Raw genomic sequence first — 16,349 nt, 5'->3', positions numbered from 1 at the left:
CAAAACCCGGAACTGCGCATCCATTTGCCACTTCTTCGCGCTTTAGAAAAAAGGCGCGGTTTCCATAATCGAGCAACGCCAAAAAGCCCCCTGGGGCTGGCGACTTTGCAACCGACGGTGTGAGGCACACATGCTTGACAAGATGACCAACCAGCTGAATTTTCACGGCAACGCCCTGGTGCTGCGCGGGGAACGTCAGCGCGCCATCGCCAGCAACATTGCCAACGCCGACACACCTGGCTACGTGGCCCGCGACTTCAAGTTTGGCGACGCGCTGCGCGAGGCCACGGGCATGGCTTCTTCGGCAACGGGCGCGCCCGGCGCGGCGGTCACGCGACTTGTCACCAGCGGCGCCTACGGAACCGCGGGCACCACAGATCCACACCACATCCCGCTGCCCACGGTGAATTCCAGCAGCAGCATCGACCGACAAGGTGCTCTGGGCTATGCCGTGCAGACGCAGCCGAGCCTGGACAACAACTCGGTGGACCTGGACCGCGAGCGCGCCAACTTCGTGGACAACGCAGTGCGCTACGAAGCCACGCTGCGGTTCATCAACGGCAACGCCAAAACCATGCTCAGCGCCATCCAGGGCCAATAAGCAGCCAGCCCTGCAGCGCAGAAAGCGAGCCACCCCATGTCCATGTTTTCGATTTTCAATGTATCGGGCAGCGCCATCAGTGCGCAGTCGCAGCGGCTCAACGTGGTGGCCAGCAATCTCGCCAACGTGGATGCTGTGGCGGGGCCCGACGGCAATGCCTACAAGGCCCGCCAGGTGGTGTTCCAGACAGCGCCCATGGGGGCTGACAGCTCCGCAGGCGTCAAGGTCAGCGGTGTCAGCGAAAGCAATGTGCCCGGCCGCCGCGTGCACGACCCCAGCCACCCATCGGCGGACGAGCAGGGCTATGTGACGCACTCCAACGTCAACGCGGTCGAGGAGATGGTCAACATGATCTCCGCCTCGCGCTCGTACCAGAACAACGTCGAGGTCATGAACACGGCCAAGTCGCTGCTCCTCAAGACCCTGCAGATGGGCCAGTAAGGCAAGAGCCTGCTCCAAGAAGGACACCACCATGATTCTCAGTGCCACCAACGCCCCCACGGTAACGGACTCGTCCAGCGCCAAGGCCAACGCGTCCACCGACCCGGCCGCCGCGCAAGACCGCTTCTTGAAACTGCTGGTCGCGCAGCTGAACAACCAGGACCCGATGAACCCCCTGGACAACGCCCAGATGACCTCGCAGATCGCGCAGATCAACACCGTGACCGGCATCCAGCAACTGAACCAGACCATGCAGAGCATGGCTGCGCAGTTCAACTCGCTGCAAGTCATGCAAGGCACGGCCCTGGTGGGCCGCAGTGTGCTGACCGAGGGCTCCAGCCTGGCGGTGGCCGACAAGATCGGCAAGGGCGGTTTCGAACTGGGCTCGGCCGCCACCAACGTGAAGATCGAGGTCACGACCGCAGGCGGCCAGGTGGTGGACACCATCGACCTGGGCGCCAAGGCGGCAGGCCGCCACGCCTTCGACTGGGACGCCAGCAAATACACCGGCGCCACCGACGCATTGCAGTTCCGCGTAACGGCTGTCAATGGCTCCACCAAACTGGACTCCACCGCACTGAGCCTGGCCAAGGTCACCGCAGCAGGCGCAGAGGACGGGCAGCTGGTGCTCAGCCTGTCCAACGGCAAAACCATCAACTACAGCCAGATCAAGGCCTTGGTGTAGCACCAGCCTGCTTCGTATCGCGTCAACAGGAGAACACCATGAGTTTTCAGCAAGGCCTGTCCGGCTTGAACGCCGCCAGCAAGAACCTCGATGTCATCGGGCACAACATTGCCAACTCCAACACCGTCGGGTTCAAGGCCTCGCGGGCCGAGTTTGCGGAGATGGTGGCCTCGGCCATCGGCTCGGCAGGTGGCTCCAACGCGGGCATCGGCGTGGAAGTGGCTGCCGTGGCGCAGCAGTTCACCCAGGGCAATCTCACCATCACCGGCAACAGCCTGGATGTCGCCATCAACGGCAACGGGTTCTTCAGCCTGACCCTGCCCGATGGCACCGCCGCCTACACCCGCTCCGGCAACTTCAAGCTGGACAAGGAAGGCAACATGATCACCAACGATAACGCCAAGGTGATGGGCTTCCCGGTAGACCCGGTCACCGGTCTGCGCACCGGCACCGACCCCATCCCCATGGTGTTTCCGACCGCCGAGCCGATTCCCGCCAAGCAGACCACCAAGATCACGGCGGCCTTCAACCTGGACGCCCGCGCCACCGACGCGGCTGGCGACCCTGCAGCCACGCCACCCATCCCGGCCACGCCGCGTGCGACCTATGGCACGTCGATCAACGTGTTCGACAGCCAGGGCGTGGCCAAACCGGTGAGCCTGTACTTTCAGAAAACCGCTACCGACAACACCTGGGACGTGTACGACGCCCTGGACGACCCCACCGCTGTGCCGCCCGTGGTGGCCACGCCCATCGGGCAGATCACGTTCGACAACAACGGCGCCATCACCGGCCCGGTGGCCACGCCACCCGCCACGGGCTTTTCGCTGCCGCTCACCATCAACCCCACGCCGCCCAACCCCAATAACCTGCCCACCTATACCGTGGACGTGAGCCTGGACAAGGTGACGCAGTTCGGCAAGAAGTTTGCGGTGTCCAACCTGAGCCAGGACGGCTATACCTCGGGCGAGCTGACCGGCATCAACATCGAGAACAACGGGATGATCATGACCCGTTATTCCAACGGCGTGACGCGTGCCGAGGGCCAGCTGGCGCTGTCGAGCTTCCGCAACACGCAGGGCCTGGCCTCGGTGGGCAGCAACAACTGGGTGGCCACGTTCGAGTCGGGCCAGCCCGTCGTCGGCACCGCCACGGATGGCAGTTTTGGCTCGCTGCGCTCGGGCGCCCTCGAAGACTCCAACGTGGACCTCACGGCCGAGCTGGTGAACATGATGACCGCCCAGCGCGCCTACCAGGCCAATGCACAGACCATCAAGACGCAAGACCAGGTGATGTCCACCCTGGTGAACCTGCGCTGATCGGCTGAGCCCCTACTGAACCCGCCCAGGACACCGGAGAGCCCCCATGGACCGCATCATTTACACCTCGATGACGGGCGCCAACGCCGCCGCACACCGGCAGGCGGTGCTGTCCAACAACCTGGCCAACGTGTCCACCGGCGGGTTCCGCGCCGAGATGTCCACCTTCCGCTCGGTGCCGCTGCAAGGCGATGGCGCCAAGACGCGCGTGTTTGCGCTCGAGGCCACCTCGGGCTACGTCAACACCCCCGGCCCCGTGCAACGCACCGGCCGCAACCTCGATGCCATGGCCGCAGGCAATGCCTGGTTTGCGGTACAGGGGCTTGATGGCACCGAGGCCTACACCCGTGCGGGCAGCTTCGAGGTGTCGGCCACGGGTCAGTTGCTCACCCCCACCGGTCTGCCCGTGTTGTCGGATGGCGGAGCGCCCATCGACGTCCCACCCGGTGCCGATGTGTCGCTCGGGTCAGACGGCACCGTGACGTCCAAGATTCCGGGCCAGCCCGCACAGGCCATTGGACGCCTCAAGCTGGCCACGCCCACCCCCGAGGACCCGCTCAAGCGGGGTGACGACGGGCTGTTTCGCACCACGTCGGGCGACCCCATGCCCAACGACGCCAACGCGCGCATGCTGTCGGGCGCGCTGGAGGGCTCGAACGTGAACCCGGTCGAATGCATGGTCGGAATGATTGCTGCATCGCGCCAGTTCGAGCAGCAGATGAAGCTGCTGCAGACCGCCGAAACCAATGACAAGACCGCCAGCCAGTTGCTGAGCATGAACGGCTGATGCCGCTGCCGTCCCCAGCACGCACCCGCCATAAGGAAGCACCATGATCAACTCCCTCTGGATCGCCAAGACCGGCATGTCTGCACAGCAGACCCAGCTCGATGTCATCTCGCACAACCTGGCCAACGTCTCCACCACCGGCTACAAGCGCAACAACGCGGTGTTCGAAGACCTGATTTACCAGAACCTGCGCCAGGTGGGTGCCAACACCACCGAGCAAAACCAGCTGCCCACCGGCCTGCACCTGGGCCTGGGCGTGCGCACCGTGGCCACCAGCCGCAACTTCATGCAAGGCAGCCTGCAGGAGTCCAAGAACAACCTGGACGTGGCCATCAACGGCAACGGCTTCTTTGAAGTGACCATGCCCGACGGCACCGTGGGCTACACCCGCGACGGCTCGTTCCAGGTCGACGCCCAGGGCCGCATGGTCACGTCCAGTGGGCTGCCCGTGGTCAACGGCATCACCATCCCGGCCAACGCCACCAGCATCACCATCAGTGCCGAAGGTGCCGTGGCGGTCACGGTCCCCGGCAACACCCAGCCGCAGACCGTGGGCAACCTCGCCATGGCCAGCTTCATCAACCCCGCGGGCCTGGAACCCATCGGGCAGAACCTGTTCAAGGAATCCGCCGCCTCCGGCCAGCCCCAGCAAGGCACCCCGGGCACCAACGGCCTGGGCATCATCAAGCAAGGGTTTCTGGAAGCCTCCAACGTCAACGTGGTGGAAGAGCTGGTCACCATGATCCAGACCCAGCGCGCCTACGAGATGAACTCCAAGGCCATCCAGACCTCGGACCAGATGCTGGCCAAGCTCGCCCAGCTGTGACCGAAACACCCCCCGCGCTTTCGCCCAGGACCCTCGCCATGCGCACTTTCACACGCTCCCTTCGCCTGCTGCAGTCGCTTTGCTCGCTGCGCGCGGGCATCCCCGCGCTGGGCGCAGCACTGTTGTGCGCAGGTTGCGCTACGCTGTCGCCACCTCCGCCGGTAGACATCCTGGCCACCACCCCGCCCCCGCTGGCCGCTGCTCCGCGCACCCCGCCCCCGGTGACGGGCGGGCTGTTCCACAACGCCAGCTACCGCCCCGCGTTTGAAGACCGCCGCGCGCGCCTGGTGGGCGACAACGTGACCATCCAGATCGTGGAAAACGTGACGGCCAGCCAGAAGTCCTCCTCTACGGTGGATCGCGACTCCAAAGTGTCTGCCGGGGTGACCGCGCTGCCCTTCACCAGTACCAGCTTCACCGACAAGCTCGGGGTAGGCGCCAGCTCCGGCAACGCGTTCTCCGGCAAGGGTGGCACCGAAAGCGCCAACACCTTCACCGGCTCCATCACCGCCACGGTGGTCGATGTGTTGCCCAACGGGCATCTGGTCATCACTGGCGAGAAGCAGATCGGCGTGAACCAGAACGTGGATGTACTGCGCTTTTCGGGCACGGTGGACCCACGCGCGCTGCAGCCCGGCAGCATCGTGAACTCGACCCAGGTCGCCAACGTGCGCGTCGAGTCGCGCGGACGCGGCGCGCAGAACGAAGCCCAGGCCATGGGCTGGCTGGGCCGATTCTTCAACACCGTCACGCCGTTCTGACCGCCTTGTGCGCCAGCGATGTCCCCACGCCCTGAGCGCCGGGACATCGGCGCTGGCCCATGTCTCCAACCCTTTGGGTGGGTGGATGGGTGTGCCCCATTAAATGCTATAAATTTAATAGCTATTTGTGCATATTGCACTAGCGCATCCGGCTGCTTTTATTTAAAAAAGACCCCCCAGGGCGCACACGGGCCATGCCCGTTCTCACCTTGCCGAAGCGCGCTCCAGGCCCCTGCAATAAGCCGGTGAACCTGCTTCTTTTTGGGTTTTAGTTCTGGCCATGGCCCACCACAATGGATGCCATGAAAGCCTCGTCCCACTCCCCCCTGCCCCGCACCGCGCGCGTGCTGTGGCTGCTGCTGGCCCTGGTGGCCGCAGGCCTGGCAACACCTGCACAGGCCTTGCGCATCAAGGAAGTGGCGGCGGTGCAGGGCGTGCGCAGCAACCAGTTGACCGGCTACGGCCTGGTGGTGGGGCTGGATGGCACCGGCGACCAGACGACGCAGATGCCCTACACCACGCAGGCCATGTCCAACTACCTGCAGCAGATGGGTATCAGCCTGCCACCCGGCACGGCGTCGCAGCTGCAGCTCAAGAACGTGGCGGCGGTGATCGTCACGGCGCAACTGCCCGCCTTTGCCCAGCCAGGCCAGCAGATCGATGTGAACGTCTCGTCCATGGGCAATGCCAAGTCCCTCAAGGGCGGCACACTCATCGTCACACCGCTGCGCGGCGCTGATGGTGAAATTTATGCACTGGCCCAAGGCAACATGGTGGTGGGCGGCGCAGGTGCATCGGCCGGTGGCAGCAAGGTGCAGATCAACCACCTGAGCGCAGGCCGTATCCCGCTGGGGGCGCAGGTGGAACGGGCTGTGCCCACCCCGCTCAACGAAGGCGACACGATCAACCTCGGTCTCAACGCCTCGGACTTCCAGACCGCCCGCCGCGTGGCTCAGGTCATCAACGCCAAGCTGGGCAACGGCCTGGCGACCGCGCTCGATGGCCGCACGGTGCAGGTGCGCGCCCCCATCGACCCCGGCGCCCGCGTCGGCTTCATTGCCGACCTGGAAGAGCTGCCGCTCGAGTCCTCCACGCCCTCCGCCAAGGTGGTCATCAACGCCCGCACGGGCTCGGTGGTGCTCAACCAGTCGGTCACGCTGGGGCCTTGTGCCATCGCCCATGGCAACCTCTCGATCACCATCAGCTCCACACCCGTGGTCAGCCAGCCCAATGCGTTTTCGCAAGGGCAGACAGTGGTCACGCAAAAGAGCGACATCACCATCAACCAGGAACCGGGCAACGTGATCCAGATGCCCGCGTCGCCGCAGCTGGCAGACGTGGTCAAGGCCCTCAACACGCTGGGCGCCACACCCGGCGACCTGCTGGCCATCCTGCAGGCCATCAAGGCCGCCGGCGCGCTGAACGCCGAGCTGGAGGTGATCTGACATGGCCCGCCTTGTTGCCGCTGCGCGCACCATCCACCGGGAGCGACCATGGCCCTGACCCTGCCTTCGTCCAGCACCACCAGCCCGTCGAACGCGCTGGCAGTCGATATCCGCTCGCTCAACTCCCTCAAGTACGAAGCGGGCACCGCCAACAGCTCACAGGTCACGCGCGAGGCGGCCAAGCAGTTTGAATCGCTGTTCATGCGCGAACTCATCAAGAGCATGCGCGACGCCACCATGAAGTCCGGCCTGATGGAGGGTGAGCAGGCCAACCTGGGCCAGGACATGCTGGACCAGCAGCTGTCAGTCAACATGTCCGGCCTGCAGGGCGGCCTGTCAGAAGCCATCGCCCGCCAGCTCTCGCGCCAGATGGGGGGCGCTGATGCCAACTTTTCGGTGCCGTCAACGCTGAGCCTGCAGCAGACCCAGCCCCGCTCTGCGGCAGCCACGAAAACATCGGTTAGTGACACTACCCTGCCCGTTCCCAAAGGCCGCGAGGGTTTTGTTCAACACCTGAGTGGTACCGCCGAACGCGTGGCACAGGACAGCGGCATTCCTGCCAGCTTCATGCTAGGCCAGGCGGGTCACGAAACCGGCTGGGGCAAGAGCGAGATCAAGACCGCCAACGGTGACAACTCGTTCAACCTGTTCGGCATCAAGGCGGGCAAGGGCTGGACCGGTAAGGTGGCAGAGGTCACCACCACCGAATTCATCAACGGTACACCGCGCAAGGTGGTTGCCAAGTTCCGCGCGTACGACTCGTACGAGGACTCGTTCCGCGACTACGCCAAGCTCATCACCGACAACCCGCGCTACGAAAAAGCCCAGGCCACGGCCAAGACGGGCTCAGCCGTGGCCTACGCAGCCGAGCTGCAAAAGGCCGGTTACGCCACCGACCCTGAGTACGCCAAGAAGCTCAGCGGCGCCATCAACAGTGCGCTGCGCGTACAGCGCGCCCAGGCGTGATGGACGAGAAGAACCGAGGTAAGCCATGAGTCTGCTCAACGTCGGCGCCCGCGCACTGCTCGCCAACCAGGTGGCCCTGCAGACGGCAGGCCACAACATTGCCAACGTCAACACGCCCGGATATTCGCGCCAGACAGTGGTGCTGCAGACCGTGCAGGGCCAGTTCACGGGCGGCGGCTACATCGGCCAGGGTGTGGATGTGCAGACCATCTTGCGCAACCAGAGTGAGCTGCTCACGCGCCAGTCGGCCGCTGCCGGATCGACCCAGGCGGCCGATGCCATCCGTGCACAGCGCCTGAGCCAGTTGCAGGAAGTATTCAGCGGCGGCACCCAGGGCCTGGGCGCCGCCATCAACGACATGATGAACGCGTTCTCGGACGTGGTGAGCAGCCCGACCGACATCACGGCACGCACGGTGGTCCTCACGCGGCTGGACGAAACGGCTGCACGCATGCGCACGGCGGGCGACCGGCTCAACGAGATCGAATACACCGTCAAGGAACAGCTGCAAAGCAGCGTGACCGCCATCAACAGCCTGGCGACACAAATGGCGGCCATCAATGAGCAGATCGCCCGCGCCACCGGCAACGGCCAGAGCCCGAACGACCTGCTGGACCAGCGCGACCAGATCATCCGCGACATCAACCAGTATGTGCAGACCACCCAGATCCCGGCGGATGACGGCACCGTGGGCCTGTTCGTGGCGGGCAGCCAGCCCCTGGTGCTGGGCAGTACGGCCACCAGCCTGTCGCTCGACGATGCGACGGCCTTCCCGGGCAGCGGCCAGTCCAAGCTGTTTTTCAATCGCCCTGGAGCCACCCCTGTCGAACTGGACGAGAACTTGCTGGGCGGGGGCACTGTCTCGGGCCTGCTGCGCTTTCAGAACACGGACCTGAGCGAAGGGCGCAATCTGCTGGGCCGCATGGCGCTCGCCATCGGCATGACGATGAACGAGCAGCAGAACCTGGGCCTGACGCTCGACGGCGTGCCGGGCAAAGACCTGTTCGCGCTGCCCACCAGCATGCCGGGCTACACCAACGGCGCAGGCGTGGGCACAGTATCCTTCACAGGCCCCACGCAGTTTGCTGCGTCCGACTATGAAATTCGCTTCACCACGGGCACGGCCGGGCAGGTGGTACGCCTGTCCGACGGCAAATCAACCCCGTTCACCAATGCAGCCAACCTGGCCACGCTGCAGATCGACGGGCTCAACTTCAACCTGACCACGCCCGGCAACCCTGGCGAGCGCATGCTGTTCAAGCCGTTCAGCACAGCTGCCAACAACATCCAGGCGCTGGTGTATTCGCCGCGCGACCTGGCAGCCGCCAACCCCATCAACGCCGCCATGGGCACGGCCAACGGCGGCACCATGCAGCTGGGCAGCCTCAAGGCCACGGGCCTGCCCAACCCGCCGGGGCTGGTGCTGCCGGCCAATGCCAGTCCAGCAGCCATTCCGCCCATCCTGGGGGGTATCCAGTTGCAGTTCACCGCCGGCCCCCCCACGACCTACGACGTGCTCGACCGCGGGACCGCGCCGCCCACCTCGCTGGCGACTGCGCAGCCCTACACCTCGGGCCAGCCCATCTCGATCAACGGCTGGCAGATCACGCTGCAGGGCACCCCCAAGACGGGCGACACCGTGGTGATCGGCAACGCCCTGGACCCGCAGTATGGCGATGCCTATACCCGCAACGCAGGTAACGCGAACGCCCTGATGGGCTTGCGCGATGTGAAGATGTTCGACGAGTCGACCTTGAGCGACGGCTACGCCAGCGCGATTGCCCAGGTAGGCACACGCACCCAAAGCGCCAAGTTTGCGGAACAGCTGTCCTCGACCATCGCCACCAACCTGGAGCGCGACCGCACGGCGGTATCGGGTGTGAACCTGGACGAAGAGGCGGCCAAGCTGATCCAATACCAGCAGGCCTATCAGGCATCCGCCAAGATGATCCAGATTGCGCAGAACATTTTTGATTCGCTGATCCAGGGCCTGGGCCGATGAATACCACCCCTGGCGTGAGGAGTTCGACATGAGCACAAACATCTACCGCGTCGGCACGGCCAACATGTATGACAACGCGCTGCGCAACCTGGGCGCGCGCCAGACCAGCCTGACCACGCTGCAGGAGAACCTGACGTCGGGCAAACGCGTGGTACGCGCCAGCGATGATCCGGTGTCGGCCGCGCAGGCCGAGCGTGCACTCAACCGCCTGTCACGCATCCAGACCGAACAGCGCGCATTGGAAACCCAGCGCAATGCGATTGCGCAGGGGGAATCCTCGTTGGGCGACGCAGTGAATCTGATCCAGAACTTTCGGGAGCTGGTGGTCAGTGCGGGCGACGCCAGCATGACCCCCAACGACCGTGCCACCGTGGCCAACCAACTCCAGGGTTTGCGGGAACAGCTGCTGGAAGTTGCCAACCGAAAAGACACCAACGGCATCCCTTTGCTAAGTGCGTTAGGCAGTGCGCTGGCGCCGTTCCTGGGGCCCCTGAGCAGCTCGCCCGACTACAGCTTCCAGGGCTTGCCGGGTCAAACGGCGAGCAATGGCGTCACGGTGCCAGGTGCGCTCGACGGTGACTCTGCCTTCATGTTCGACCCCAACCGCGACGGTGTCTACACCGCCGGGGTCAGCAACATCCCGGTAGGCCGACAGCTCACCACCACGACGATCACGGCCACCAACAAAGCCTTGGTGACAGGTGACAACTACACCCTCACCTTCAGCGCAGTGGGTCCAGGCGCCACCACGGGTACCAGCACAGCTACCTACACCATCACCAACACCACCACGGGTGCTGTCTCCGCCCCCGTGGTGGTGCCAGACTACCCAAGCGACAAGCCGGTCACCATTTCAGTTCCCGGCATTCCAGGACTTTCCTTCGACATCAAGGGCAACCCGGCCAACGGGGATACCGTCACCCTGCAGCCCAGCGCGAGCATGTTCAGCACGCTGGACAGCGCCATCAATGGCATCCGCAACGCTCCCAACAACAACGGCGCCATCCAGGCCGTAGGGCAGGCACTGGCGAATATCGATGTGGGACTGGAACGCGTACACAACATGCGCAGTTACGCAGGCGAGCTGCTCAACCGCGCAGACCGCATCACCGGCGACCAGGAAAAGCGCTCCATCCAGCTCGAAGGCGACCGTTCGCGGGCAGAGGATCTCGATATGATCAAGGGCATTTCCGACTTCCAGAACCAGCAGGTGGGTTATGAGGCTGCACTCAAGTCCTATGCACAGGTTCAGAAGTTGTCGCTGTTCAACTTTATTGGCTAGCAGTCTGCGCGGCAGGGGGTGTTCGGGCGCAGCGCCCATCGCACCCTGTGCCACCAGGCTTCAGCACCGGTTGGTGCAACGCGGCGCCCCCCATCCCGCGCGCACTGGCTGGCCCTGTTTTTTGCCTGAGAGCACATGGTCCAATCCGTCCTAGGTAGCCTGATCCTGGGCTATCGCCCTTTGTGGAATCGCGCCCGCAAACTCGCAGGCATCCAGCTGTATGCCCACAACGAGGCCTCGGCAACGGTCGATGGCGGCCACCTGCTGCGCACGCTGCAGGAGCTGTGGTCGGCCAGCTCGCCGCCGCTGCTGATCTCGGCACAGACCCGCCAGCTGCTGTGCGACCTGCTTGAAAACGCGCCGCGCGCCGCGCCCTGGATCGAGGTGCGCGGTGAGTGGCTGTCGGACTCGGCCATCTACGACCGCGTGAAGGCCGCGCACCAACGCGGGCTGCGCCTGGTGTGGCGGGGCGACATGGACAAGCTGCCGGAACCCGAAATAGCCCGCTGCTTCGACAACAGCCTGCTGACACTGCGCCCCGAAGACGCCGTGGCTGCACTGCAGACCGCACCGCCTCGCCCCGGCAGCGCCGCAGCCGCTGCGCCGGCGCCGGCTGCCAAGCGCCCTCCCAGCCCGGTGCTGGCCGGCCAGATGTACGAAAACATCGCCAGCCGGGCCCTCATGGAGCACTGTCTGGACCAGGGCAACGCGATGGCGCTGGCTGGGTGGCCGACGGAGGACGTGCTCTACAGCCTGCGCCACCACCCGCAGCAGCCCTCGCACGCGGTGATCTTCAAGCTCATGAAGGCCATCGACGATGAGCAGTCGCTGGAGACTTTCGAAGACATCATGGGCGAAGACCCGCTGCTCGCCTACCGCTTCATGGTCTATACCAACTCGGCCGCCCTGGGCCTGCGCACCGGCATCGACTCGCTGCGCCGGGGCCTGGTGATGATGGGCTACAGCTCCATCAAGCGCTGGCTGTCCGACCAGCTACCCCATGCGAGTACCGAGGCCAACATGCAGCCCGTGCGCGAAGCGATGGTGATCCGCGCCCAGCTCACTGCCCGGCTGCTGGATGCAGGCATCGAGAACGACCTGCGCCGCGAGATCTACCTGTGCGGCCTGCTCTCCCAGCTCGACGAGCTGCTGGGCGAGCCGCTCGGCACCATCCTCAAGCGCCTTCCCCTGTCCGAACGCATCTACGACGCCACCGTGCTGCGCACCGGCCCCTACACCGGCGGCCTGCAAATGGCCTGCGCGCTAGAGACGGACGACGCCAGCGCCATCCGCCAGCTGTGCGAGACCTTCGAGATGGACCTCGAAGAAGTCAATCGCGCGTTGCTGCGGGTGTTGTCTGATCTGGAAGTGGTAAGGAAATAAGCACGCCAGAACTGCTCCGCGTCTTCCTCCAACGGGATACACGCACCCAGCGGCCGGGCAGAGCTTGTTCCGCAGTAGCACCGAGAGGGCCCGCCCCCCGTGTCAAAAGACAGGGCTTCACCTTGTGCGAGTTCAAGCAGGCAATGCGATGAAGCACCTGCCCTGCACAGTTGAGCCGCTTCCGGCTATCTACCTCGCCTGCTCGTCGCGCACGCGAGCAAAGGTCTTCCAGAACGCGGCCTCCTGCGTGGTGGCGAAGTTGATGCGCATGAGCGTGCTGGGTTTGCGCTCTGCATGGAACAACGCACCGGGCGCCAGCAGATATCCTTCGTCCAGCATGCGCTGGGACAGCGCATCGGTGTCCACCCCGGTCTCCACCCAGCCAAACAACCCCACCGGCTCGGCCGCGAAGGTACAGCCCGCCCCCAGGGCGAGCTTGACGCTGCGCGCACGCGCGGCATCGAGCCGGGTGCGAATGCGTTCGGCGTGGCGGCGCAGCTGGCCCTGTTCGATGCACAGCGCCAGCGCCTTCTCCAGCAGTGCAGGCGTGGTCAGCGTGGCCAGCAGCTTGGTGTCCAGCAACTGCTCCACCAGCGCGGGCGGCGCGGCCATGAAACCAATGCGCCAGTTGGGCGCCAGGATCTTGGCAAAGCCGCTCACGTAGATGGTGCGCTGCAGGCCATCCAGCGCTGTGAGGCGCGTGGCGTGCTCGGGCGCAATGTGGCTGTAGGTGTCATCCTCCACCACATGGAAGTTGTGCTGGTTGGCCAACTGCAGCACGCGGTGGGCACTGCCTGGCGACAGACAGTAGCCCGTGGGGTTGTGGAACACACTCACGCTCACGTAGAGCTTGGGCTTGTGCACCTCGCAGTAGCGCGCCATCACCTCCAGGTCGGGGCCATCTGCGCGGCGCGGCACGGGCAGGATGTGCATGCCCAAAGCGGCCAGCCGCGCAAACTCCACCGCCCAGCCGGGCTCCTCCACCATCACCGGGTCGCCCGGGCGCAGCAGCGTGCGGCTCACGATATCGAGCGCGTGCGTGGCCCCCACGGTGGTGATGATGTTCTCGGGCACCGTGTGCACATTGAGCGTGGACAGCTTCTTGGCCAGCACGCGCCGCAGGCCTGCATCGCCCAGAGGCTCGCCGTACTGCAGCGAAAACTCCTGCAGGGCGCGCGAGTTGGTGACCTTGCGCACGGCCGCAGGCATGAAGGTGGACTCCAGCCAGTCGGGCGGAAAGACCCCCATGCCGGGCTGGGGCTTGTCGCTGATCTTGTGGAACATGCCCCGGATCAGCGCCGTGGCGTTGACGGGCGAAACCCCTGGGCCCGCACGCCCGGCGGCACGCGCTGCAAACCAGTGCGCAGTGCTCCAGTTGGCCGCCGCACTCTCCAGCGCCAGGTCATCGGGGCGGGCCCGCATGACAGGGTCCGCATCCGGAGCATCCACCGCACGGCCGCTTTCACGCACAAAAAACCCTCGGTTCTTGCGCGCCTCCACCAAGCCCTGCGCCAGCAGCTGGTCATAGGCCGCCACCACGGTGGACGGGCTCACCCCGTGCTGCTGCGCGCACTGGCGCACCGACGGCAGGCGTGCACCCGGCGCCATCAGGCGGTTGCGGATGCGCTCAGCAAACCGGGCGGACAGTTGTTCAGTCAGCGACTGGGTAGACGATTTCATCAGCATGGGTTCATCCCGCAAGGTGCGCCGCCGGGCGCCTGTGTGTACTGTTTTGCCGGGCAATACAGATTTGCAACTGCGCCGACTGTCTGTACTGGTTGTGTATTGGTGGCAAGATTACATTGAAGGCAGAACCCCGACAAGTCCCCCACCCCATCCCACACCCCACCATGAGCGTCGCCGAACTCACCGCCCTGCTGCTGTTTTGCACCGCCATGAGCTTTTCGCCGGGGCCCAACACCACCTTGTCCACCGCGCTGGCGGCCAACCTGGGGCTCAAGCGCGCGCTGCGCTTTTGCTTTGCGGTGCCTGCGGGCTGGGCGCTGCTCATGCTGGGCAGCGGTCTGGGCCTGGGCACCCTCATTACGGGCGTGCCGGCCTTGCGCTGGGCGGTGACTCTGCTGGGCGTGGCCTACATGCTCTGGCTGGCCTTCAAGCTCAGCCGCGCCGGCCAGATGACTGCCATCGACACCTCGCGCCTGAACGTGACCTTCTGGCAAGGCGTCGGCCTGCAGTTTGTCAACATCAAGGCCTGGATGCTGGCCCTCACGCTCAGCGCAGGCTGGGTGGTCAATGCCGCCGGGCAGCCCGCCGCCAACCCGGGGGAGCGCCTGGCCATCATCTGCGGCGTGATGATGGTGTTCGCCTTCACCAGCAATTTTGTCTATGCGCTTGTGGGCTCGCTGCTGCGCCAGTGGCTGGCACAGGGCACCCGGCTGCTGTGGTTCAACCGTGCGCTGGCCCTGGTGCTGGTGCTCACTGCCTACTGGATGCTCACGCTATGAACCGCACTCAAGAAAAAGAAGCCCTGCTCTGGGGCCTGGTCGGTGTCACGCTGTTTGCTGCCACCCTGCCCATGACACGGCTGGCGGTGGGCTCTACCGATGCACCCCAGCTGTCTCCCTGGTTTGTCACCTTCGGGCGTGCCGCCGTGGCGGGGTTGCTGTCGATTGGCTACCTGCTGTGGCAACGCGTCCAGGGGCGCCTGAACCTGCCGACCCGGGCCGAGTGGCCGCTGCTGGGCATCACGGCGTTTGGCGTGATCGTGGGGTTCCCGCTGTTTCTGGCTCTGGCGCTGCGCCATGTGCCCAGCACCCATGGCGCTGTGGTCACGGCCTTGCTGCCGCTGTCCACCGCCCTGCTCGGTGCGCTGTGGTACCGGCAGCGGCCCTCGGCAGGTTTTTGGGCCTGTGCGGTGCTGGGCAGCGGGCTCGTGCTGGGTTTCATGGTGTGGCGTGCAGGCGGCCTGTACCTGGGCGCTGCCTACATCTACCTGCTGATCGCCATGACCACAGGCGCCCTGGGCTACATCGGCGGCGCCCGCCTCACCCCACGCCTGGGGGCCGAGCAGGTCATCTGCTGGGTGCTGGTGTGTAGTCTGCCACTCACCCTCCCCGTGGCCTGGTGGTTTGCCCCGGCGGTGCCCTCCAGCATTGGCGCGATGAGCTGGGTGGGCTTCGTGTACGTGGCCCTGTTCTCGATGTGGATAGGCTTCTTCGCGTGGTACCGCGCCCTGGCACTGGGTGCCGTGCGCGTCAGCCAGATCCAGCTCATCCAGCCTTTTTTGAGCCTGCTGTTTGCCGTGCCCCTGCTGGGCGAACACCTGGATGCCGTCACCCTGGTGTTTGCGATTGCCGTGATCGCCACCGTCTTCGTGGGCAAACGGATGCCCGTTCAACAACAAGGAGCCCCCACATGAGTGCCACGACCCCTGAACAGCGACTGCAACAGCTGGGACTGGTGCTGCCCACCGTGTCCGCCCCGCGCGGCAACTTTGACGCCTATGTGCTGGACGGCAACACGCTGTACCTGTCGGGCAAGGGATCGCCCCTGCGCAACGACATGGCGGTGGTGCCCAAGGTGGGCCGCGAGATCAGCACCGACGAGGCACGCCAGCATGCCCGCGAAGTGGGCCTGCACCTGATCGCCACCATGCGGGTGGCGCTGGGCGACCTGTCTCGCGTGCGCCGCGTGGTCAAGCTGCTGGGCATGGTGAATGCGGTGCCTGACTTCATGCAGCACACCGAGGTAATCAACGGCTGCTCCGACCTGATGGTGGAAGTGTTTGGCGACGCGGGACGGCATGCGCGCTCGGCCGTGGGTGTGGGCTCTCTGCCCCGGGGCTTTGCGGTGGAGATCGAAGCCGTGGTGTCGATCAAGGACTGAAAACC

16 protein-coding genes are annotated in these 16,349 nt (G+C 65.2%); 15 read left to right on the top strand and 1 reads right to left on the bottom strand.

Annotated elements, in window-relative coordinates:
* The first annotated feature begins 130 nt into the window (after window positions 1-130).
* The 12 genes from AC1Q64_RS17565 to AC1Q64_RS17510 all read left to right on the top strand — a co-directional run bounded on the left by AC1Q64_RS17565 (window position 131) and on the right by AC1Q64_RS17510 (window position 12,498).
* The gene (locus tag AC1Q64_RS17565) at window positions 131-601 is read left to right on the top strand and encodes a flagellar basal body rod protein FlgB (protein ID WP_492252215.1); all 471 of its coding nucleotides are present in this window, start codon (window positions 131-133) and stop codon (window positions 599-601) included.
* Between the two features lie 36 nt (window positions 602-637).
* Window positions 638-1,042: a flagellar basal body rod protein FlgC gene (flgC, locus tag AC1Q64_RS17560; protein WP_291437922.1), complete on the top strand. Its 405-nt coding sequence runs from the start codon at window positions 638-640 to the stop codon at window positions 1,040-1,042.
* 31 nt (window positions 1,043-1,073) lie between these two features.
* Window positions 1,074-1,727, top strand: a complete 654-nt coding sequence (locus AC1Q64_RS17555; protein ID WP_291437923.1) for a flagellar hook assembly protein FlgD — start codon at window positions 1,074-1,076, stop codon at window positions 1,725-1,727.
* A 38-nt stretch (window positions 1,728-1,765) separates the two neighbouring features.
* A complete protein-coding gene (gene flgE / locus AC1Q64_RS17550) occupies window positions 1,766-3,046 on the top strand; it encodes a flagellar hook protein FlgE (protein WP_291437924.1) in 1,281 nt (426 codons plus the stop codon).
* A gap of 46 nt (window positions 3,047-3,092) precedes the next feature.
* Window positions 3,093-3,833, top strand: a complete 741-nt coding sequence (gene flgF / locus AC1Q64_RS17545) for a flagellar basal-body rod protein FlgF (RefSeq protein ID WP_015015835.1) — start codon at window positions 3,093-3,095, stop codon at window positions 3,831-3,833.
* Window positions 3,834-3,876: 43 nt separating this feature from the next.
* A complete protein-coding gene (gene flgG, locus AC1Q64_RS17540; RefSeq protein ID WP_110961860.1) occupies window positions 3,877-4,659 on the top strand; it encodes a flagellar basal-body rod protein FlgG in 783 nt (260 codons plus the stop codon).
* A gap of 38 nt (window positions 4,660-4,697) precedes the next feature.
* The gene (locus AC1Q64_RS17535) at window positions 4,698-5,420 is read left to right on the top strand and encodes a flagellar basal body L-ring protein FlgH (RefSeq protein ID WP_291437925.1); all 723 of its coding nucleotides are present in this window, start codon (window positions 4,698-4,700) and stop codon (window positions 5,418-5,420) included.
* 302 nt (window positions 5,421-5,722) lie between these two features.
* Window positions 5,723-6,865 (top strand): flagellar basal body P-ring protein FlgI, encoded by a 1,143-nt coding sequence (locus tag AC1Q64_RS17530; RefSeq protein WP_291437926.1) that lies wholly within the window; start codon window positions 5,723-5,725, stop codon window positions 6,863-6,865.
* Between the two features lie 48 nt (window positions 6,866-6,913).
* A complete protein-coding gene (gene flgJ, locus AC1Q64_RS17525) occupies window positions 6,914-7,831 on the top strand; it encodes a flagellar assembly peptidoglycan hydrolase FlgJ (protein WP_492252214.1) in 918 nt (305 codons plus the stop codon).
* Between the two features lie 25 nt (window positions 7,832-7,856).
* Window positions 7,857-9,833 (top strand): flagellar hook-associated protein FlgK, encoded by a 1,977-nt coding sequence (gene flgK / locus AC1Q64_RS17520; RefSeq protein WP_492252213.1) that lies wholly within the window; start codon window positions 7,857-7,859, stop codon window positions 9,831-9,833.
* Window positions 9,834-9,861: 28 nt separating this feature from the next.
* On the top strand, window positions 9,862-11,115 hold the full coding sequence (gene flgL, locus AC1Q64_RS17515) for a flagellar hook-associated protein FlgL (RefSeq protein WP_492252212.1): 1,254 nt from the start codon (window positions 9,862-9,864) through the stop codon (window positions 11,113-11,115).
* Window positions 11,116-11,250: 135 nt separating this feature from the next.
* Window positions 11,251-12,498: an HDOD domain-containing protein gene (locus AC1Q64_RS17510; protein ID WP_492252211.1), complete on the top strand. Its 1,248-nt coding sequence runs from the start codon at window positions 11,251-11,253 to the stop codon at window positions 12,496-12,498.
* Window positions 12,499-12,687: 189 nt separating this feature from the next.
* Here the strand turns inward: AC1Q64_RS17510 and AC1Q64_RS17505 are convergent, their stop codons facing one another.
* The gene (locus tag AC1Q64_RS17505) at window positions 12,688-14,184 is read right to left on the bottom strand and encodes an aminotransferase-like domain-containing protein (RefSeq protein WP_492252210.1); all 1,497 of its coding nucleotides are present in this window, start codon (window positions 14,182-14,184) and stop codon (window positions 12,688-12,690) included.
* A gap of 164 nt (window positions 14,185-14,348) precedes the next feature.
* Here AC1Q64_RS17505 and AC1Q64_RS17500 point away from each other — a divergent pair, with 164 nt between their 5' ends.
* From AC1Q64_RS17500 to AC1Q64_RS17490, 3 genes are read left to right on the top strand one after another with little or no spacing between them, the layout of a single operon-like run.
* Window positions 14,349-14,963 (top strand): LysE family translocator, encoded by a 615-nt coding sequence (locus AC1Q64_RS17500; protein ID WP_492252209.1) that lies wholly within the window; start codon window positions 14,349-14,351, stop codon window positions 14,961-14,963.
* Window positions 14,960-15,877, top strand: coding sequence for a DMT family transporter (locus AC1Q64_RS17495; RefSeq protein ID WP_492252208.1), 918 nt, complete (start codon window positions 14,960-14,962; stop codon window positions 15,875-15,877). Before AC1Q64_RS17500 ends, AC1Q64_RS17495 begins: the two co-directional genes overlap by 4 nt.
* Window positions 15,874-16,344: a RidA family protein gene (locus tag AC1Q64_RS17490; protein ID WP_492252207.1), complete on the top strand. Its 471-nt coding sequence runs from the start codon at window positions 15,874-15,876 to the stop codon at window positions 16,342-16,344. The genes AC1Q64_RS17495 and AC1Q64_RS17490 overlap by 4 nt, the downstream gene beginning before the upstream one ends.
* Window positions 16,345-16,349 lie beyond the last annotated feature (5 nt).

It is taken from the genome of Acidovorax sp. GW835-FHT14G06, assembly GCF_058793595.1.
The sequence above is the reverse complement of the archived record's forward strand: the minus strand, read 5'-3'. Positions and strand labels throughout refer to the sequence as shown.